The following is a 21,283-nucleotide window of genomic DNA, read 5'->3' on the forward strand; positions in this document are numbered from 1 at the left end:
AAATAAAACTTATTGTTTCAGTTTATGTCTTAATGTAATATACTATATATAAATAAGTATAACACATTAACGATAAATCTAATGAATATAACATATTTAATATGACTAAGGGGGTGGTAATGATTAAATTATCTAGACGCCAGGATGAAATCCTCGAAATTGTTAAGCAAAACGGTCCGATAACTGGAAAAGAAATCGCTGAGAAACTTTCATTAACGAGAGCCGCACTGAGACCAGACCTCGCTATTTTAACAATGTCAGGTAACTTAGACGCAAGGCCGCGGGTGGGTTACTTTTTTAATGATAGTTTTGAAGCAAAGCAGCAAGCTAAGAAATTTATTCACCAGAAAGTATCCGATTATAAGGCTCATCCGATTGTCGTTGAAAAATCAACATCCGTCTATGATGCAATTGTTCAGCTTTTCTTAGAGGATGTGGGGACACTCTATGCGGTTGATTCGAAAGGGCATCTAGCTGGGGTTGTATCCCGAAAGGATTTGCTCAGAGCATCACTAGGAAATCAGAACCTTAATGAATTGCCTGTTAGTGTCATCATGACGAGAATGCCAAATATTATTACGATTAATCCTGAAGAAACCTTGCTTGAAGCAGCCAAAAAGATGATTCATAATCACATTGATTCCTTACCTGTTGTGAAGGAAGTGGAAGAGCAAAAAAGTACATATTTGCTGGTAGGCCGCATCACTAAAACAACAATCACGCGAGCATATTTAGAAATCATGGAAAACAAATCAAACTAAGGAGAGTGGCTGCCATTTTGGTACAGAAAGAAGTTGTCTATGTTGTATCGGACTCAGTAGGAGAAACAGCTGAGTTTGTTGTAAAAGCAGTGGCAACACAATTTAATGGCGGGCAGGTTGAGATTCGTCGTAATTCCTATGTGGATGACTTTGAAGATATTGAAGATATCATATTGTTGGCGAAAAAAGGTCCTGCAATTATTGCCTATACGATTGTAATTCCCGCATTAAAAACGTATTTAGATCGCCGGGCAGAAGAAGAAGGGATCTTAGCAGTAGATCTTTTAAGCCCGTTGATGAATGCGTTCGAAACAAGCTTTCATAAGCAGCCACACCATCGTCCAGGATTAATGAGGAAATTGGATGAAGAATATTTTCGAAAAATTGAAGCAATCGAATTTGCCGTAAAATATGATGATGGGCGTGACCCACGAGGAATCACGAAAGCAGATATTGTTTTAGTCGGTGTTTCCCGTACATCTAAAACACCTTTATCTATGTACTTAGCACATAAACGCTTTAAAGTGGCTAATGTTCCGCTGGTTCCAGAGGTGGCACCGCCAGAGGAATTGTTTAAAATACCTCGCAAGAATTGTATTGGATTAATTATATCACCAGATAAATTAAACGAAATTCGTAAAGAACGTCTAAAGGCAATGGGCTTAGCCTCACAGGCCAACTATGCAAGCTTTAAGCGTATACTTGATGAACTGGATCATGCTGAAAAAGTGATGAAGCGCGTTGGCTGCCCTGTCATCGATGTCTCAAATAAAGCAATAGAAGAAACAGCCGGATTAATTTTAGACGTGTTAAAAAAGGAGAGGGGTTTATAAAAATGGAAAAATTCGTTTATTTATTTCATGAAGGAAATGGAAATATGAAAGGTTTACTTGGCGGAAAAGGGGCCAACCTAGCGGAGATGACAAGGATTGGTTTACCAGTTCCTTATGGTTTTACGATCTCTACACAGGCTTGTAATGCATTCTATGAAGCTAGCAAAACAATTCCTACCATTGTTGAGGCCCAAACGTTGGAAGCCCTCGCTCGTCTGGAGGAGAAAATGGGGAAAAAGCTGGGTGACCCCAAAAATCCTTTGCTTGTTTCCGTTCGTTCCGGTTCTGTATTCTCAATGCCAGGCATGATGGATACGATCTTGAATCTTGGAATGAATGACAAAACTGTGATCGGAATGGCAGACTTAACGACTAATCCGCGCTTTGCTTATGATTCATACCGACGCTTCATCCAAATGTTTAGTAATGTTGTCCTTAACATCGACACCTACTATTTCGAACAATTATTAGAAGAAATTCGTGAGGAAAAAGGGTATTCTTCAGACCCGGAAATGAGTGCGGAAGACTGGAAAGAAGTCATTATTGGTTATAAAGGTATTGTCAAAAAGCATACAAGAAAGGATTTCCCGCAGGATCCGAAAGAGCAGCTATTCCTTGCCATTCATGCTGTCTTTAATTCTTGGAATAATCAGCGGGCAATTGTCTACCGCCGCCTTAATAAAATTGCCGACCATTTAGGAACGGCTGTAAATATTCAAAGTATGGTGTTCGGTAACATGGGGAACGATTCAGGGACGGGTGTTGCCTTCACTAGAAACCCATCGACAGGTGAGCATGTTCTTTACGGTGAATACTTAATCAATGCCCAAGGGGAAGATGTGGTTGCAGGGATTCGTACTCCACAGCCTATCGCAACGTTAAAAGACGAAATGCCTGTAGTGTTTAAGCAATTTACGGATACTTGCAAAAAACTAGAGCAGCACTATGAAGAAATGCAAGATATCGAATTCACAGTTGAACGCGGCAAACTTTTTATCCTGCAAACCCGTCATGGCAAAAGAACCGCACAAGCGGCCATACGCATTGCGGTTGAAATGGTCGAGGAAGGAATCATTGATAAAAAGACAGCCTTGCTGCGTGTCGACCCTGACCAACTAAATCAACTCTTACATCGCCGGATTGACGACAAATTTGAGAAAAGAGTGTTAGCTAAAGGCTTACCTGCTTCACCTGGAGCAGCGACAGGTCAAGTTGTTTTTGATGCCGATGAAGCCGAGCAATTAAGCAATGATGGTAAAAAAGTAATCCTTGTTCGTCCGGAAACAACACCAGATGATATTCATGGAATCGTTGCATCTCAAGCCATTTTGACAAGCCGTGGCGGGATGACGAGCCATGCAGCCGTTGTTGCACGTGGAATGGGGAAAGCATGTATCTGTGGGTGCGAAGCTTTAAAGATCGACTTGAATGCTAAACAATTTACAATTGGCGAAACTGTAATAAGTTATGGCGAGATCATTACCATCGATGGATCCACCGGTGAAATAATGCTGGGTGAAATTCCCATGATCGACCCAGAGCTATCGGATGAATTCCAGTTGTTATTAGCATGGGCAGACCAAGAACGTAAACTAGGGGTTCGTGCCAATGCGGATAATCCTGAAGATGCAAAAAAAGCCTTCGAATTCGGGGCAGGCGGGATTGGATTGTGCCGTACGGAACATATGTTCATGGACTTGAAACGGATTCCAATTGTCCAAAAAATGATTCTTGCTGATAATTATAAGGAGCGGATGGTAGCGTTGAACCAGCTTTTACCAATGCAACAAGGAGATTTTGAGGGCATCTTCGAAGAAATGCAAGGGTTACCTGTCACCATCCGTTTACTAGATCCGCCGTTGCATGAATTTTTACCAGATAAAGAGGAACTGTTAGTAGAAGTGACGAAGCTTCAAATTTTAGATCCACAATCACCAGAACTGAAGAAAAAAGAGCAATTACTGAAAAAGGTTCGTCAATTAGATGAGTTTAATCCGATGCTTGGCCACCGTGGCTGTCGTCTCGGAATGATTTATCCAGAGATTTATGAAATGCAAGCGAAAGCCATTTTCTACGCTGCCGCTACTCTCGCTGAAAAAGGGATCGAAGTACAGCCAGAAATTATGATTCCTTTAGTTGGTCATGTGAATGAGTTAAAGGATATGCGTAAATTGGTGATGGATGCGGCATTACTAGTCCAAGAAGAAACGGGCAAGATCTTCACGTACACGATTGGAACCATGATTGAAATACCTCGTGCCGCTTTGACTGCGGACAAAATTGCCGAGGAAGCAGATTTCTTCTCCTTTGGTACCAATGATTTAACACAAACTACATTTGGCTATAGCCGTGACGATGCGGAAGGAAAGTTCTTGCAAGCCTATATCGAAAATAAAGTACTCCCGGAAAATCCATTTGCCGTCCTCGATCAAGAAGGCGTAGGAAAGCTCGTGGAAATGGGTGTTAAATTAGGCCGAGGAACAAAGCCTTCCTTAAAAACAGGAATTTGCGGTGAGCATGGCGGTGAAAAGACCTCGATTGATTTCTGTTACAGAACCGGCTTGGATTATGTCAGCTGTTCCCCATACCGTGTACCGCTCGCACGATTGGCAGCAGCTCAAGCAACGATTCGCCATGAACAAAATAAAGCAGAAGTTTATACAACAGCATAACTAATAAAGAGGATGTGGTTAGCACATCCTCTTTATTTTCCCAATTGTAATTGTCAACCTAAATGTGATTAGTCCGCTATTTTCTGCTTATACTATAAAAAAATAGGAAAAGGGGACTCATAACAATGGGCGCTATTGAACGAAGCGGGTATCGGTTTGTACCAGAATTTAGTGTCATCCAACAAAATGGGGCTATTCATGTATACAATCAGGATCATTTTATTGAAGAAATTAAATTTCAGTTTTCTGGAAAGTTTCCTGAACTGGATCAAATTGAAGATTTGGTTGATCAATATTGCAATCAACATCAACTATAAAGCCGAATAATTGTTCGGTTTTTTGTTTTTTGATAAAATGGATCTTAACAAACCATTTTCTAGAAAAGGAGGGAATAAGATGAACAAAATAACGATAATCTACCCTCAAGCAATTGAACATACAAAAATGAAAGTATATGAAGATATTAACCATTATTTCGAAACAAAGGATACACTGCCATCCTTTGATCAATACTTAGCTGACCGGAGCCATTATGTCGAGCAAATTTGGATCAATGTTTGGTTGAATAAGTCGACTAATGATGTTCCCAGAAATGAAAAGAAACAATTTTTAAGTGAAAAAGGCTTTGAGGTTCAGGGAATAGACCGAAAGTTAATCAATAAGTTGTTTAGAGACGAAATGCGAATGTATCATCCATTCGATGCAATGGGGTGGATTCAGGAAACATTTTCAGGAAAAATAGAAGAGTGGGAGAAACTGTATCAGGATGCAAAAGTCAATTTCCTCAAGCGAGAGGAACAAAAACAACTTGATGAACAGAAGCAGGTAATTAGAAGTGAAATTGAGGATACCGCCGTTGGGATTTTGGAAGAACAATATGAATGGTTCTATTTATCTGTTCGTTCCTTCGTGGCAAAACAATTAGTTGCTGACTTACAAAATAATGTAAAATTTCAGTCCGTGGATACCTTTGCGTTGGAAGAAAAATTAATTGATGAAGGTCATTTTAATCCTTCAGCCTATACCACGGTTGCCAGCTTTTTTGAAGAACTGACAGGTGATATCCATAAAACGATGAACTGGGGCAGAAGTTTTTATGAATATCAAACTTATTTCTTCGTTTATGAAAGCTTAATTGGTGATTATTTATCAGAACTTATTCCGGAAAAAATTTTAGAACAGCTATCGGATGAACTTAAAGCTGACTTCCTTGAAACCTTTCATGAAAAATTATCCGCTTCCTTCGTAAAAGGCAGCATTGCACAGGTTCTATACGATGTCGAAAGTTATTTTATTGAGGATATCCAAGCGGAGTATCTGTCTGATTTAATCAGTCTGGCTGAAATTCCTTTTGATGAAAAGGTACACAAGGAAATTTTTGAAAAAGACCTCCAAGAGCGGGAGCGAAAAGAAAAAGAAGCTGAAGAAGAATTAAGGCGGAAACGAGAAGCAGAAGAGCGGATGATGAAGGACATCTTTGCTACGGAATACGATCCTTCGCTTAAGCGACAGATCCGTTATGTTCTTCATATCGGTGAAACCAATACGGGGAAAACGCATCATGCGCTTGAAAGGATGAAAGAGGCCTATAGTGGCTTATATTTAGCGCCGCTTCGACTATTGGCCCTGGAAGTTTTTGATAAATTGAATGCCGACGGGACGCCATGCTCCTTAAAAACGGGAGAAGAAGAAAAAATGACGCCTGGGGCCAATCATACGTCCTGTACCGTAGAAATGTTTCATGAAAAAGAGTTTTATGAAGTAATCGTCATTGATGAAGCGCAAATGATTACGGATAAAGACCGGGGTTTTTCATGGTATAAAGCGATTACGAAAGCTAATGCGGAAGAAGTACATATCATTGGAAGCCGAAATTCAAAAACGATGCTGTTGCAGCTTTTGGGCGACTCAGATATTGAAATTCATGAGTATAGTCGAGATACCCCACTTGAGGTAGAAACGAAGGAGTTTCATATTAAACACATTAAAAAAGGGGATGCATTAATTTGTTTTTCTCGTCGGCGTGTGCTTGAAACCGCCTCACGATTGCAAAATGATGGCCATACTGTCAGCATGATCTACGGTAGCATGCCGCCAGAAACACGGAAAAAACAAATTCAGCAATTTAATACAGGAAAAACAAAAGTTATTGTTGCGACAGATGCCATTGGAATGGGGTTAAACCTGCCGATCCGCCGGATTGTTTTTTTAGAAAATGATAAGTTCGATGGAACACGACGTCGTTTGCTGACATCTCAAGAAGTGAAGCAAATTGCCGGTCGTGCGGGGCGAAAAGGAATATACAATATTGGCAAAGTGGCTTTTACAAGTGATATCAAAAAAATGCGCAATTTGCTTTTGCAGGAAGATGAGCCTGTCCATACCTTTGCGATTGCACCAACCAATTCTGTTTTTGAACGCTTTCAACGCTATTATCACGACTTAGGAACATTTTTTGAACTATGGGGGAAATTCGATAGTCCAAAAGGAACAAAGAAGGCCTCGCTCGCAGAGGAAAAGTCGCTTTATCAAATGATCGCGGGGACGGAAATTGAAGCAAGGCTATCCTTAATGGATCTTTATGGCTTTTTACATCTGCCGTTTTCAAAAAATGAGCCCATCTTAACCAGGCAATGGGAGGATACCATGTATGCGATTATCCAAGGTCGTGAGCTCCCAGAACCAATTGTTAAAGATCGCAGCTTGGAGGAATTAGAACTAAGTTACAAGGCAATCGGGCTCCATCTCTTATTCCTATATCGATTAGGTGAGCGAACCACAGCCATCTATTGGGAACGTTTAAGAGAAGAGGTCAGCGATAAAGTACAAGATCGCCTGAAAACAGATATTAAAAAGTTTGTAAAAAAATGCAAAAACTGCGGCAAGAAACTACCCTGGGACCATTCGTTTCCAACCTGTGAAGCCTGCTATGCAGCGAAGACGAGACGATATCGTTATGGGGATGAACATATATAATAAGTAGAAAAGGCCTATTGGGGCCTTTTTTTAGTAGAGATTATTAAAAATCATGATGAATGGCTCATTTCTATGTGTAATAACTTATTATCTTATGCCCATATGATAATAAAGAAGGAGTGTGAGAAAATGGCTGTTCATATTGTTGCTGCTGGTGAAAATTTGTGGGCGATTTCCACGAAGTATGGAGTTTCGATCAAAACGATTGTCGAGTTGAACGGGTTGCCATCAGCAAATAAACTCACCCCTGGGCTTGCTTTATATATTCCTGATACCCTGCCGCCACTCCACTTTTATCGAATTAAAGCAGGCGATCATATCTGGAATTTAGCCCAGCAATTCAACACTAATCCGGCAGCCATTCTTGCTGCTAATCCAGGAATTGATCCAAAGCGGCTAATGATTGGCCAAACGATCAATGTGCCATCTCCCATGAAATCGGATCTAGCGACACTAGGATTTTTAGTACCTTCCTCCGAAGCTGCAAATCTGGCAACTTTGAATAATCTCGCGAAGCAACTTACTTATTTATCAGTGGTCGCTTATTCTTTTACAGAGGAAGGGTATGCATTTAATATGTTCAAGGATGCGGCATTAGTAGCAAGAAGCAATCAATTAAAGGTTGTCCCATTAATGATGATCAGGAATTTGGCGGGAGAAGACTTTAGTGCAGAGTTGGCTGGAAGGGTGCTTGAAAATCCAACTTATCGCGCCAATCTAGTGGCGAGTATTGTGAATTTAACGAGGCAGCGTGGGTTTGGAGGCGTTAGCATCGACTTTGAATTTATTCCCCCTGCACGACGGAATGACTTCATTTTGTTTCTTATCGCATTAAAAAAAAGTTTAGGTGATTTGATTTTACAAGTAAATGTTCACGCAAAAACAGCTGATATTCCGACGAACCGGATTATTGGAGCCTACGATTATGCCGGCATTAGCAATGTAGTTGATCTAGTTGCCGTGATGACAATGGATTATGGATACCCAGGGGGACCGCCTGAACCGATTGCCCCGATTACCTGGGTGGAGCAAGTCATTCAATATTCGCTCACGCAGATTAATCCTCGTAAACTACAAATCGCGTTGGCGTTGTATGGGTATGACAAGGTGGTGGGGACGAATCAAACACGTGCTCTATCAGTAAATGGAGCACAAAATCAAGCCATTTCTATAGGCAGTTCGATTGAATTCGATCCATCCGCGAAATCGCCGTGGTATCGGTATTGGTCAAGTGGGAAGGAACATGTGGTTTGGTTTGAAGATATCCGCAGTTATATCGAAAAATATAAGTTAATGGATATTTATCAATTAGCAGGCACGACTTTTTGGCAAATTAGTTTGCCGGCACCACAGAATTGGGCTTTTCTTAGTAAGAATTTTAATGTAGTGAAAAGAATGGTGTAAATTTACACTGAATTTGGTGGCGGATTTTTGCTTTTGTGCCATTTTAGGGTGGTTTTGTGCCATTTTGGTATAGTTTTGTATAATTTTTACTGCCTTTTGTACGAAAATTGAGGTGTTTTGTACATTTTTCAAAGGGTTTTGTAAAATTAGACATATTTTGGAAATCTGACGGTTGTCCAATCAAAAGATCATCGATGATATTATTTGCTTTTTTCGGACAAACTCTAAGGAAAAAGGAAAGGCTGGAACCAAAGTGTGAGTTACAGATTTAAAAATTATATTCTTATTTTAATAATGATGATTGCAGCATTCATCCCTTCGATAAAAGTAAATGCCATGTACGGCCACGAAAAAATCGCCCTGCTGATGAATCAACTTATCAATAAGGAACCGGCCTTAAGAGGGGCTATTGTTGGGATTAGTATCCGTTCTGCTGTCAATGGGAAAATCATTTATTCTCATCAAGGTGATGTCCGCTTACGACCCGCTTCCAACATGAAACTATTAACGGCTGCAGCAGCCCTTAATACTCTTGGAGAAAACTACACCTTTACGACGGAAGTACATACAGATGGCGCGGTGAAAAAGAAAACCCTAAACGGAAATCTTTATTTAAAAGGGAAGGGCGACCCAACTTTATTGAAAGCTGATTTTGATAAGATGGCTGAAGAAATCCAAAAGCACGGCATCAAAAAAATAAAGGGAAATCTCGTCGGCGATGATTCCTGGTTTGATGATGTCCGCTATTCGCTTGACCTGCCCTGGAGTGACGAAACGACCCATTATGGGGCACAGATTTCTGCGCTAACTGCATCACCCACTCAGGACTTCGATGCGGGATCTGTCAAGGTGGTCGTACAACCTGGAACCAGAAAAGGCTCGAGGCCAACCGTGAAAATGACCCCAAAAACCAATTATCTAAAAATAATCAACCATGCCGTCACCGGTCCGGAAGATGGTAAAAAGAATCTCACGATTGAGCGAGAACATGCAAAAAACACCATCACCATCGAAGGAACAATCCCAATCAAGGCAAAACCGGAAAGGGACTGGATTGGTGTCTGGGACCCAACACAGTATGCCGTATCCCTATTACAGCAATCATTAAAAGAACATGAGATAACCGTTACGGGAAAACTAAAAACAGGAGTGGTGCCTGACACCGCAAAACTGGTAACGACCCATCAATCGATGCCATTATCTGAACTCTTAGTGCCATTTATGAAACTGAGTAATAACGTCCATGCGGAAATTTTAATTAAGGAAATGGGCAAGGTTGATAAAGGGAAAGGGAGTTGGGAAAACGGGTTGAAAGTAGTAAATACTGAATTAGCCAAATTCGGGGTTAATCCTAAAACGTTGGTTCTCCGGGATGGTTCAGGCGTTTCCCATGTCGACTTAATTCCTGCCAATCAACTAACACAACTTCTATTTGCCGTACAAAAGGAAAAGTGGTTTTCAAGCTACCTTCATTCCTTACCGGTTTCCGGGGCAAGTGAGAAAATGATAGGCGGTACCTTAAGAAATCGCTTGAAAGAACCTGTGGTCCGGGGAAAAGTAAACGCTAAAACAGGGACCATCTCAACAGTGAGTACCATATCAGGCTATGTCAAAACCAAAAGTGGGCAAACCTTAATTTTTTCCATTTTATTAAATAACTTACTGGAAGATTCAAAGGGGAAAAAAGTAGAAGATCAAATGCTAACTATATTAGCCAATCAATAATCTCCAGATTGAATATAAATTAGAACATCAACAAATCCTATCTGTAAAAAAGTATGGATGGGGACAGAAATAATGATCTTTGGCAGTCATGTAAGCATAAGGAACGGATATTTAGGAGCGGCAAAAAAAGCGGTTGCAAATCATGCATCCGCTTTTCAATATTTTCCGAAAAACCCGAGAAGCCTTTCAAACAAGGATTTCGACAAACAAGATGCAAAAAACTGCAATGAATTTTGTCAAAAACATCACCTGCAATCAATTGCTCATACTCCTTATTCCACAAGTTTAACACCATCTGAAGACAAACAAGAATTAACGATCGCCTCCCTTCTCAATGATTTAGAAATTGCCAATGCCTGTGGGTCCATTGGGGTCGTCGTCCATTATGGAAGCCAAATTAGCCAAACCGATCCTCTAGCAAGTTATCATTTAATGCTAGCGATGTTAAATGAGGTCCTTAGGCAGTGGGATGGAGACTGTTTGATTCTTTTGGAGAATAATGCTGGTACAAAAGGGGCGTTAGGAACAACGTTGGAGGAACTGGTCCAAATTAGAAACTTATGTGATTATCCTGAAAAAATTGGCTTTTGTCTCGATACCTGCCATGCCTTTGCGAGCGGGCTTTGGACAGGAGGAAACACCGCTGAACTGATAGAAAAAGGAGAAAGTTTAGGCTACTTTGCCGAGTTAAAGGCCATTCATTTAAATAACTCGAAATACCCGACAGGATCAAAGAAAGACCGGCACGCAAATATTTTCTACCGAAATGGCCATATCCACGAAGATCAATTAAAGGAATTTATCACATCTCCTGTTTTCATAGGAATTCCATTAGTCCTAGAAACTCCCGACGATGAAGGGATGACTCACAAAGAGGAAATCGAACTGCTCAAGCAAAAGTGGGAAAAATAATTTCTTGAAAATTTGAACTATTGATTTTACTATTATAATAATGAAAAAGAGTTATACCATGGGAGAGCCAAATGAATATGAATAAAAAACAAGGACGACTTTTATCCGAACGTTTTGAGGTAGCCTTCAACCAAGTACATGATGCATTGCGTGATATCGTTCAAATAAATGATGATAGATTCGTCGTTCTCGTAAAGGTTGGTGCCAAAAAATATCAAATGATTGAAACTTATAAAAAGGACTTAGAGCAATATGCCAGACTTCGGAACGCGATTGTTCACGAGAAAATGGAAATTGGCTTTTATATCGCCGAGCCTAATGCAAAGGTCGTTTCTCATATTGAAAAAATCGCCAATGTTTTTAGCCGTCCCAATTATGCACTTTCGATAGCTACGAAAAAAGTGGTGTTCTTTGACTATCCCGACAGCATTATAAAAGTAACCGATGCAATTAAAAAGTACGGATATTCTAAATTTCCAGTTTATAAAAACAAAAAATGTATGGGCTTACTTACATCGAGTTCGATTGTGAAATGGATGGCGCAAAATATGGAGAGAGGTCTTGTCAATCTTGCTGATATTCATGTATCAGATATCATGAATTATGAGAAAGATTATCCAATTGAAATCGTCTCAAAAGAGATTAATATATTTGAGGTTGAAAATATTTTTGAAAAAGCACATAAGAAAAAGCGGAAAATAGAAGGTGTAATCATCACTGAAAATGGAAAAGCGGACGAGGCCCCTCTTGGCATGATTACGGCTTGGGATCTGATTCAAATTGATTACACGGTAGAGTGATCTTCTTACAATTTAAAATCAATAAATTCAATCAAAATCGGAAAAACTGTAATAGATGGAATCCTCACAGAAAGGGTAGGGTGAATCTATGCGGAATTATCGGTTTATCATCCATGATCAATATCAAGCGAACAGCATTGCGGAAGATCTAAGAGTACAATTGGACATAAATCGGTTTAATGATGTCAATATTTTGCCGGTCGACAATCGAAATGAAGTACTTGTCCAAGTTTTTGAATCCAATGGGGCAGCGGAAGAAACGGTTGAAACCTTTATGCAAGATTATCAAAAAGGGATCGTCATTGAATAAACCAGTAAAGTTCTCCTCCCGTGGAGAACTTTTATTTTGGCTCTTTTCTAAAAGTTTGTTGCTCTTTGGATTCGCTGATAAAACTCTTAAATCCGCTGATAAATGTATAAATTCGCTGATAAAATGCTATTTTCCGCTGATAAAACTATAAAATGCGCTGATATATCATTATTAACCCTGACAAGGTGTAATTTTACACCTGAATTGAACTGTTTAGGATTTTAAACTTTAAAAAAACAACAATATTTGCGAAAACAGTCTTTATTTTTAAAAAAATAACGAGCACACCTGCAGGCATGCTCGTAGTATTAGCTTAAAATTCAAATTCGCTTAATTGATCCATATGGGAAGCGATCATTGCGATGATGGTCGTTGCTTCTTCTTTGCTAAAAATGAAATGGGATTCGTCTTTGATTAATTCATCGTCAGTGGTCCAAATCCGATTGACACGTTTGAGGACACCGTCACCAGTGGCTTGAACCAACCCAAATTGATAGGTTACTTCGACTTCATCTTCATGTTTGAAGGCCGTTACCTCCGGTGTGGACCAGTCAACATCAATTTCCTCAAAGATATCATCACTGTTGACTTGTTCTGCTTCGTAATATTCTTCCTCATCCTCATCCGCATCTTCCACATAAACGGTTTCGATTCCATCCTCATCTTCTTCTTCATAGACCTCAGAAGTTTGAAGATAGACCCCATCATCTGTAAAGTGATCATCGCCGTTCATGTAATCATGCAGACTGGCGTGAACTTCCTCGACAATGTCTTCTATGTCTGAAAGGATGACCTTTGCAGTATGCCCGGTGTCAACATCGAAGGTATCGATGTAAAATTCCTCGTTTTGAGGATCAAAGAACAACGAGCAGAAATAATCACGCTCTAGTTCTTCGGTATCAACATCTGCGGTATCGACATAAAACTCAATCCTCGGATGTTTGGCAGCTCTTTCAATTGTCATTTGACCAACCTGATCATATTCTTCACAAATAGATTCCAGGTGTTCTTGCAGTTCTCCACATACTCTGTCAAACCATTCTAACGACATCAAACATCCCATCCTTTCAATGTTAATCAAGGTTATTATTACCAGATTTAAAAAATATATGACAGGAAAGAGAGATTAGAAAGAATTGAAGAAATATTAGATAGAACATCAGGACAAACGATAATGCAAAAGGCTATTTTACAAGTACTTTGGTATGTTCATATTCTTCTTCCGCTACTTTTTTAACTCTTTCACAAAACTGAACGACGATCTTGTCACTTGCGCAGAATAAAAATAACTTCAGAAAGTATTTTAGCGGTCGGTTCGTGCAGGTGTAATTAAATAGTGTTTTCTCCTCGCTGATTGCAAATAATTCATATAAAGCGGTAATCTCAAACATTTTGGCAAGCGTGAAGCCAATTTTTAATTTCTTTTTATTGGGAGTATTTTCAAATTCTAATGTTTCAACATCATACTCTTCTATCCGTTTTCCTTCTTTATATTTCTGACGATAGATGCTCCCAACACCTTCATTTGTCACTTTTACCGGTTGGTGATCTACTACTTGTGGCATTATTTTTTGCATATCCTCTAATGTACCATCAAATAGTCCCCAAACTAAATCGATGGGAGCATTGATTTTAATTTCCTTTATCCATTGTTTCATACAGCACCTCATTTATATATTTTTTTAATTGATATAAAAACAATTTCAACATCTTGGGTAAACTTCCTTCTTCCATCTTAAAGGGATCAATAGAATAGGAATTAAATTTACCAGTAATAAAGTAAAAAATACACCTTTTTAAAAATTGGAATTTTTAAATAAATATTATCCGTGGAGCATGTTAATATGTAAATGGTCCAGTATTTTTTTGTTTTTTAGTATTTGACACTAATATCAATAATTTATACAATATTTAGTATATTCTAATTATTTAAGTTAGACGGGGTTTAATATATGAATAAAACGGATATGAATGCTGTGAATTCCCTGTGTAAACTTCATACTGATTTATCAGATAAAGACATACAAAAAATTAAGGAAGTTGCTAAAAATCTAGGGTTAATCGCTGATTTAAATCAAGCAAATGTCTTTATTGATTGCCCGACGAGAGAAAAAAAGTATGCGATTGTTGTAGCGGAAGCTGAACCTGCAACAACAAAATCTGTATATAAATATCCTGTGGCTGGAAAGTTTGCCTATGAGACATTTGAACCTGCAGTATTTTATGTGTTCCGAACAAGTAAGCCGATATTTCTAAATCATGCTTTAACCCAAGAAGGGAAAAAAGTAGAGCAAAGTGTTGTACCAATTGTCGGAACTAATAACCGAACTATTGGTGCCTTAATAATGGAGAAGGATAATAGTGATAAGCTTCAAGATCAAAACAAACTCCAAGTACTTACAGCAGCAAACGAAACTTTAAGTGAGCTGTTACTAGGAATGGCAGAAAATAGTCCTTATATTCCTGAAGTGATTGAGGAGTCCTTGTTTATAATTGATGCTGAGCATAAAATTCAATATTCTAATCCTGCCGCGATGAATCTTGTCTTAGAAATGTGTGCACGAGAATGCAAAATTGCCACTCTTTTTTTCGACTATTTTCCTAGTTTAGAAGGAATCTGTCAGCTTCCAGATGAATTAGTTATTCAGGAAGTAACGATTAAAAAAAAGGTTTTTCAAATAAAAAAGATTAGTCTCGTAAAAAATGACAAAAACAGCGGTTCCTTCATTATTTTTCGTGATTTAACCGAACTGCGTGAAAAGGAACGAGAACTAACAGTTAAAACAGTTGCCATTAGAGAAATTCACCACCGAGTCAAAAACAACCTTCAAACAGTTGCTAGTTTATTAAGGCTGCAGATCCGAAGAGGAATTCCCGAAGAGAGTAAGGTCCATTTTGTTGAAAGCTTAAACCGGATTTTGAGCATTGCTTCCGTTTACGAAATTATTTTATCGAGTTCTAGTATCGATGATGTAGAAATATTTAGTTTGATTGAAAAAATAGGAAATATGCTTGTCTTTAATCAGGATCATGATCATAAAAATATAACCATTGAATACACAGGACCCAAACTTCTTGTCAAGTCAAACTTCGCCGTGTCAATCGCTCTCGTCATTAACGAATTAATACAAAATTGTGTGAAACATGCTTTTAATGGATTAAATGAAGGGAAGATAATGGTGATTATCCAAGAAAATCCTTCTTTGATCACTGTTCAAGTTCGAGATAACGGTATTGGTTTTTCGTCACCAACGACCTCGTCATTCGGGCTCGATATTGTAAAAATGATGATAGAACATGATTTATCAGGTCAATTTAACATAGTTGGAATTCAGAACGGGACCATTGCAACGGTTGAATTCCCCTTAGAAAGGGAGTAATAAGATTGAGAAAGAGAATTATGATAGTCGAAGATGAGTCAATCGTTCGATTAGATATTTCACTTATGTTAAAAGATGCTGGATATGATGTTGTTGCTGAAGCGGGAGATGGAGAAAAAGCGATTGAATTAGCGTATAGTCTGAAACCAGATTTAATTATCATGGATATAAAAATGCCTAAATTAAATGGTTTAAAAGCGAGTGAAATTATCTCTAATAAATTTAATATCCCAATTTTACTATTAACCGCCTACAGCCAAAAGGAATACATCGAGAAGGCCAAACAGGCCAATATTCTCGGATACCTAGTGAAACCCATTGCAGAAACTAGTTTAATCCCAGCAGTTGAAATTGCTCTTAAGCAAGCTGAGAACACCAGTTATTACAAAGAAAAGGTTGAGGAAATAAATAGGGAACTTCAAAATCGTAAGTTGATTGAAAAAGCAAAAGGGATCATCATGAAACAATGGAATTTACCAGAGGATGCTGCTTACCATAAGATGAGAAACTTAAGTATGAACAAACAGCTTTCCTTAGAAAAAGTAGCTAAATACATTATTTTGAAGTTTCCCAGCTAGTATTGTTTGTAACAAGTAAATAAACATAAGCAAAGGTGCTTAATAGGTTTTATTTTTATCTAAAATAAAGTCTATTAAGCATTTCTTGTTTAATGATGGTATTGGAGAGGTGTTTAATGTGAGTGAGGAGAAAAAGCGCTTTATTCAAGAATTTGTCCCTGGAAAACAAGTTACTTTAAGTCATATAATTGCAAATCCCGACCCAGGTATGTTTGAAAAATTAGGTATCCAAGAAGCAGGAGCATTGGGGATTTTAACATTGACACCAAGTGAGACGGTAATCATTGCAGGTGATTTAGCGACTAAGTCTGCAAATGTATGTTTAGGCTTTCTGGACCGCTTTACGGGCAGCTTGGTTATTGTTGGGAATGTATCAGAAGTTGAAATGGCCATGAGGGAAATCAATCGGTTTCTTTCAGACGTTTTAAATTATACTCCCTCACAAATTACGAAGTCCTAAATTTGAAGAAAGGAGGAAGAGGCGATAGTGATGAAGAACAGAGCGATGTTAATTGGTGCGATAGGTGCGGGTAAATCTACTTTAACCAACGCTCTTCTTGGTCGCGAGGTGAAAGCTGTAAAAACACAATCACTGCTATATTATGATTGGATTGTAGATACACCGGGCGAATACAGTGAAAATCCATTATTTTATAAGAGTATCATGGCAACCGCCCTTGAAGTCACCCATGTCTTATATTTACAAGACGCTACTCAGAGAAAGATGATTTTTCCGCCCGGATTAAGCACTGGAATTAATAAGCTGCCTATCGGTGTAATCACTAAAAGTGATTCAGACAAGGCAGATGTTGATCTTGCGATCACCCTTTTAAAGAGAGCGCTGGTAAATCGAGGGCCCATCGTAATAACATCTTCCTTGAAAAAGGAAGGAATAGAGGAAATTATAGGATTAGTTAGGATGAACTCATTGCAGGAAATGAAGACCTATGTTGAAAATCATCCATCACCCCATATTATTTTTAATTAGGGGTCTTTACAATATTCAGAAAATAATTTATATTATGATTAAACAAATGAATATTCAGGCAAAGGCGCCTCTTTTAAACTATCTAACCATGGATGGTTTAAAAGAGGCGCCTTTGTTTTTGGGGAGATGGAAATGGAGTATAGAGACCCAAAAAAAGAGGTCATGATTAGTGCTGGAATTGATATCGGCACAAGTACAACAAAATTAGTAATTAGCAAATTTATACTGATGAATATGGCTGGCGGGGCACATGTACCTAGGATTGAGATTGTTGATAAACAGGTTATCCATCGCAGCCCGATTTATCGAACACCGCTGCTTTCACCAACAACGATTGACATTGAAAAAATTGAACGGATCGTAGAAGAAGAATATAAAAAGATTGGAATTACACCTAAAGATATTAAGACTGGTGCCGTGATTATCACCGGTGAAACTGCCTCCAAGACAAATGCAGAAGTAATGATCCATCAACTTTCCAACCATGCAGGTGAATTTCTCGTAGCTACGGCAGGCCCTGATTTAGAAGCGATCATTGCGGCAAAAGGTTCTGGAGCCTATGAATATTCGAAATTAACTGGGAAAGTAATTGCAAACATTGATATTGGAGGCGGGACGGCTAATGTCGCTGTATATAAGTCAGGAAGGCTTTGTGGCACGTGTACCCTGCATATTGGCGGAAGGCTCATTGAATATAAAGAGGCAATCATTGAGAGCATCTCTCCAGCTGTAAAGGAACTCCTCAAGCAATGGGGTTCCCCGGTCAAAGAAGGACAGTCAGCCTCTATAAAAGGGATAAAACCGATTACCGATTTTATGTCTGAAGTGATTGTGAGGTTGCTGAAAAAGTCACTTACCTTAGAAGATCAAATCCTTTTAGTTGGTCATGAGCCGAACTGGCAAGAAGAAGTGGATGCCATAATGTTTTCAGGTGGTATAAGTGAATGCATATATAAGCACGATCAACTGTCATCTAATCCAACACAATACAATGATATCGGGTTGATTTTAGCAGAATCACTTAAGGAAAACAGACTGTTAGCCAAGTGGCCTTGGATTGAGCCAGTGGAAACAGTACAGGCAACGGTATTAGGAGCTGGGATGCAAACCACAGATATCAGCGGTGCGACCATTGAAGTTGACAATAGTAATCTGCCAATTAAAAATCTGCCTGTCTATCAGCTTCGGTTTGGTCGTGATTATGAAATGGCAGTGAATAACTTGTCCAACAAGCTTAGCGAGGCTGTCGAGCTGCATGACCCAAAAAAGGAAGGACAAAATTTTGCTCTTTACTTATCGGGACTGCCTTATTTACGGTTTCGGGAAATTGACGAGCTGGCAGATGCCATTTTACTTGGGTTAAAGCAAAAAACAAAACAATCACAGCCATTAGTCATTGTCTTAGACAGAGACTATGCCAAAGTACTCGGGCAGACCATTAATCGGAAGGACCCTTCACAATCAGTCATATGTATCGACCAAATCAACGTTGAAAATGGTGACTATTTAGATATTGGCCAGATCCTTGAAACCAAGGTTGTTCCTGTGATTATAAAAACTCTAACATTTCAGAATAAAGAAAGGAGGACATAAGGTGAAATTAAAAACTAATTATTTAGGAACGGTCTACCAATATTCTTCCTTAAAAGACCTGTTTGCTAAAGCAAATGAAGAGAAATCTGGAGACCGGTTAGCAGGGATTGCCGCAGAAACTGTACAACAGCGAATTGCGGCTAAGGAAGTATTAAGCTATTTGCAGCTGCATGAAATAAGGGAAAATCCATTGCTTTCTCCAGAAGAGGATGAAGTCTCACGCATTATTGAAAGCCAGATCAATGAACCAATCTATCAATCCATTAAAAATTGGTCCGTCTCAGAACTTCGAGAATACATCCTGGATGATACAACAACTGGGGAAGATTTAAAACGTATCAGCAGGGGCCTAAATAGTGAAATGATTGCTGCTGTTGCCAAAATCATGTCCAATTTAGACTTGGTGCATGGCGCCAATAAAATTGAAATAATATCCAAGTGCAATATAACCATTGGTCAAAAGGGTGTACTGGCATCCCGATTGCAGCCTAATCACCCAACAGACAGTGTAGAGGGTATGATGGCTTCAATGAAAGAAGGATTATCCTATGGAATCGGAGATGCAGTCATTGGCATTAACCCTGTGGATGATTCAGTAGAAAGTGTAAAAAGACTATTACATGCAACACACGACTTCATTCAACAATGGGAAATACCGACACAAAATTGTGTGCTTGCCCATGTAACTGCTCAAATGAAAGCACTTCAGCAGGGGGCGCCTGCCGATATGATCTTTCAAAGTATTGCTGGGACTGAAGCAGCTAATCGTTCCTTTGGGATTACAGCATCGATTTTAGAAGAAGCGAATGAAATGGCAAAAGTATATGGGACTGGAACTGGGCCGCAGCGATTATACTTTGAAACCGGCCAGGGTTCTGAATTGTCCGCTGAAGCCCATTTCGATATTGACCAAATGACGTTAGAATCGCGAAATTATGGTTTTGCTCGTTATTATGACCCTTATATCGTCAACACGGTTGTAGGCTTTATCGGGCCGGAATATTTGTACAACAACAAGCAGGTGATTCGAGCCGGACTTGAAGATCATTTTATGGGGAAAATGCACGGTATCCCGATGGGGGTAGACATTTGCTATACCAATCATATTAAAGCCGATCAAAACGATATCGAAGACTTAGGTGTTCTGCTGACTGCTGCTGGGGTTAATTTTATCATTGCTGCACCAATGGGTGATGATTGCATGTTAAATTACCAGTCCTTAAGTTACCATGATGTAGCGACATTAAGACAAACGATGAATAAACGACCCGCTCCATTATTTGAAGTGTGGCTTGAGAAAATGGGGATTTTTGAAAATGGAAAATTGAGCAATAGAGCAGGAGATCCAACCATTTTTTCAGGGGGCAGGAGGTGCATAGAATGAATCCTGAATTAGTAGAACAAATTACTAAATTAGTTTATGAAAAGTTACAATCTCAAACAGAAGTTATCGAAGAGTTGCAACATGATGGAGAGGTAAAGTTTTGGAATCATACAACAAATCGTGAACCTCAATTCTCAGTTTCACCAGGAGGGGAAGTTAGAAAACAGGCTGTTGAAACTAACCAAATACCAATTGTTGAATCCGATGGAATAAGTGAACGAACAGGTGAAGCGGTTGGCATTGAAAATCCATTTAACAAAGAAGAGCTGGATGAACTGATCAGCCAAACACCAGCAAGAATTGGCGTAGGCAGAGCGGGTTTAAGACCTAAAACACATACTTGGCTAAAATTCCGCTATGACCATGCAGCGGCTGTTGATGCAGTGTATGGAGATGTAAACCAAGCTTTATTAGATAGATTAGCATTATTTAAGGTGAACACTAAAGTAGTTGACAAAGAAGTGTATGTACGCCGTCCTGATTTTGGCCGCAAGCTATCGGATGAAGCGAAACAACTGATCACACAAAAATGTAAAAAGGCCCCGACCGTGCAAATAATTGTATCAGATGGATTAAGTTCAAAAGCAGTAGAAGAAAATTTAGAGGATGTCTATTTATCTCTTAATCAATCACTTCAAAGTTTAGGACTGGATTCTGGTACCCCTTTTTTCATTGAAAAAGGCAGAGTGGCTGTCATGGATGATGTAGGAGAACTGTTGAAACCAAAGGTGATTGTTTATCTAATTGGAGAACGTCCAGGATTAGTAAGTGCGGAATCCCTAAGTGCTTATTTATGCTATGAGCCGAGACTAGGTACGATAGAGGCGGATCGAATGGTTATCTCAAACATTCATAAAGGTGGTATTCCACCGGTTGAAGCTGGGGCATATATCGGAACGGTGATTCAAAAAATCCTAAAATATCAAGCTAGCGGGGTTTCGTTAGTTCAAAAAGAGCAGTAAGGGAG

At 39.1% G+C, this 21,283-nt stretch carries 19 protein-coding genes; 17 read left to right on the forward strand and 2 right to left on the reverse strand.

All coding sequences use genetic code 11. The features are described from left to right. The first annotated feature begins 119 nt into the window (after positions 1-119). The 10 genes from ccpN (at position 120) to ACJ004_RS25360 (ending at position 12,393) form a co-directional block, all read left to right on the forward strand. Positions 120-761, forward strand: coding sequence for a transcriptional regulator CcpN (gene ccpN / locus ACJ004_RS25315; protein WP_410895893.1), 642 nt, complete (start codon positions 120-122; stop codon positions 759-761). Positions 762-778: 17 nt separating this feature from the next. Beyond that, positions 779-1,594: a pyruvate, water dikinase regulatory protein gene (locus tag ACJ004_RS25320; protein WP_410895894.1), complete on the forward strand. Its 816-nt coding sequence runs from the start codon at positions 779-781 to the stop codon at positions 1,592-1,594. 2 nt (positions 1,595-1,596) lie between these two features. Next, entirely contained in the window at positions 1,597-4,266 is a 2,670-nt protein-coding gene (ppdK, locus tag ACJ004_RS25325) for a pyruvate, phosphate dikinase (RefSeq protein WP_410895895.1), read from the forward strand. Positions 4,267-4,391: 125 nt separating this feature from the next. Next, entirely contained in the window at positions 4,392-4,583 is a 192-nt protein-coding gene (locus ACJ004_RS25330; RefSeq protein WP_410895896.1) for a YbxH family protein, read from the forward strand. 79 nt (positions 4,584-4,662) lie between these two features. Beyond that, positions 4,663-7,242 (forward strand): DEAD/DEAH box helicase, encoded by a 2,580-nt coding sequence (locus ACJ004_RS25335; RefSeq protein WP_410895897.1) that lies wholly within the window; start codon positions 4,663-4,665, stop codon positions 7,240-7,242. Between the two features lie 129 nt (positions 7,243-7,371). After that, positions 7,372-8,646 (forward strand): glycosyl hydrolase family 18 protein, encoded by a 1,275-nt coding sequence (locus ACJ004_RS25340; RefSeq protein WP_410895898.1) that lies wholly within the window; start codon positions 7,372-7,374, stop codon positions 8,644-8,646. Positions 8,647-8,901: 255 nt separating this feature from the next. Next, entirely contained in the window at positions 8,902-10,371 is a 1,470-nt protein-coding gene (gene dacB / locus ACJ004_RS25345) for a D-alanyl-D-alanine carboxypeptidase/D-alanyl-D-alanine endopeptidase (RefSeq protein ID WP_410895899.1), read from the forward strand. A gap of 57 nt (positions 10,372-10,428) precedes the next feature. Then, positions 10,429-11,283: a deoxyribonuclease IV gene (locus ACJ004_RS25350; RefSeq protein ID WP_410895900.1), complete on the forward strand. Its 855-nt coding sequence runs from the start codon at positions 10,429-10,431 to the stop codon at positions 11,281-11,283. A 71-nt stretch (positions 11,284-11,354) separates the two neighbouring features. After that, on the forward strand, positions 11,355-12,083 hold the full coding sequence (locus ACJ004_RS25355; protein WP_410895901.1) for a CBS domain-containing protein: 729 nt from the start codon (positions 11,355-11,357) through the stop codon (positions 12,081-12,083). Between the two features lie 88 nt (positions 12,084-12,171). Then, positions 12,172-12,393, forward strand: coding sequence for a hypothetical protein (locus tag ACJ004_RS25360; RefSeq protein ID WP_410895902.1), 222 nt, complete (start codon positions 12,172-12,174; stop codon positions 12,391-12,393). A 313-nt stretch (positions 12,394-12,706) separates the two neighbouring features. Here the strand turns inward: ACJ004_RS25360 and ACJ004_RS25365 are convergent, their stop codons facing one another. Next, positions 12,707-13,444, reverse strand: a complete 738-nt coding sequence (locus ACJ004_RS25365) for a hypothetical protein (protein ID WP_410895903.1) — start codon at positions 13,442-13,444, stop codon at positions 12,707-12,709. A gap of 133 nt (positions 13,445-13,577) precedes the next feature. Beyond that, positions 13,578-14,051 (reverse strand): SRPBCC family protein, encoded by a 474-nt coding sequence (locus ACJ004_RS25370; RefSeq protein ID WP_410895904.1) that lies wholly within the window; start codon positions 14,049-14,051, stop codon positions 13,578-13,580. A 294-nt stretch (positions 14,052-14,345) separates the two neighbouring features. Between ACJ004_RS25370 and ACJ004_RS25375 the strand changes: the two genes are divergently transcribed. The 7 genes from ACJ004_RS25375 to eutC all read left to right on the forward strand — a co-directional run bounded on the left by ACJ004_RS25375 (position 14,346) and on the right by eutC (position 21,278). Further along, entirely contained in the window at positions 14,346-15,773 is a 1,428-nt protein-coding gene (locus ACJ004_RS25375) for a sensor histidine kinase (protein ID WP_410895905.1), read from the forward strand. 5 nt (positions 15,774-15,778) lie between these two features. Continuing rightward, positions 15,779-16,351, forward strand: a complete 573-nt coding sequence (locus ACJ004_RS25380; protein WP_410895906.1) for an ANTAR domain-containing response regulator — start codon at positions 15,779-15,781, stop codon at positions 16,349-16,351. A 118-nt stretch (positions 16,352-16,469) separates the two neighbouring features. Further along, positions 16,470-16,811 carry an ethanolamine utilization microcompartment protein EutS gene (gene eutS / locus ACJ004_RS25385; protein ID WP_410895907.1) on the forward strand — a complete coding sequence of 114 codons (342 nt, stop codon included), beginning with the start codon at positions 16,470-16,472 and terminating at the stop codon, positions 16,809-16,811. Between the two features lie 30 nt (positions 16,812-16,841). Continuing rightward, positions 16,842-17,339: a EutP/PduV family microcompartment system protein gene (locus ACJ004_RS25390; RefSeq protein ID WP_410895934.1), complete on the forward strand. Its 498-nt coding sequence runs from the start codon at positions 16,842-16,844 to the stop codon at positions 17,337-17,339. Between the two features lie 132 nt (positions 17,340-17,471). Further along, positions 17,472-18,932, forward strand: coding sequence for an ethanolamine ammonia-lyase reactivating factor EutA (locus tag ACJ004_RS25395; RefSeq protein WP_410895908.1), 1,461 nt, complete (start codon positions 17,472-17,474; stop codon positions 18,930-18,932). 1 nt (position 18,933) lies between these two features. After that, positions 18,934-20,316: an ethanolamine ammonia-lyase subunit EutB gene (locus tag ACJ004_RS25400; RefSeq protein WP_410895909.1), complete on the forward strand. Its 1,383-nt coding sequence runs from the start codon at positions 18,934-18,936 to the stop codon at positions 20,314-20,316. Continuing rightward, a complete protein-coding gene (eutC, locus tag ACJ004_RS25405; RefSeq protein ID WP_410895910.1) occupies positions 20,313-21,278 on the forward strand; it encodes an ethanolamine ammonia-lyase subunit EutC in 966 nt (321 codons plus the stop codon). Before ACJ004_RS25400 ends, eutC begins: the two co-directional genes overlap by 4 nt. Positions 21,279-21,283: the final 5 nt, after the last annotated feature.

Source organism: Neobacillus sp. 204 (assembly GCF_046562815.1).
Classification (GTDB): Bacteria; Bacillota; Bacilli; order Bacillales; family Cytobacillaceae; genus Neobacillus.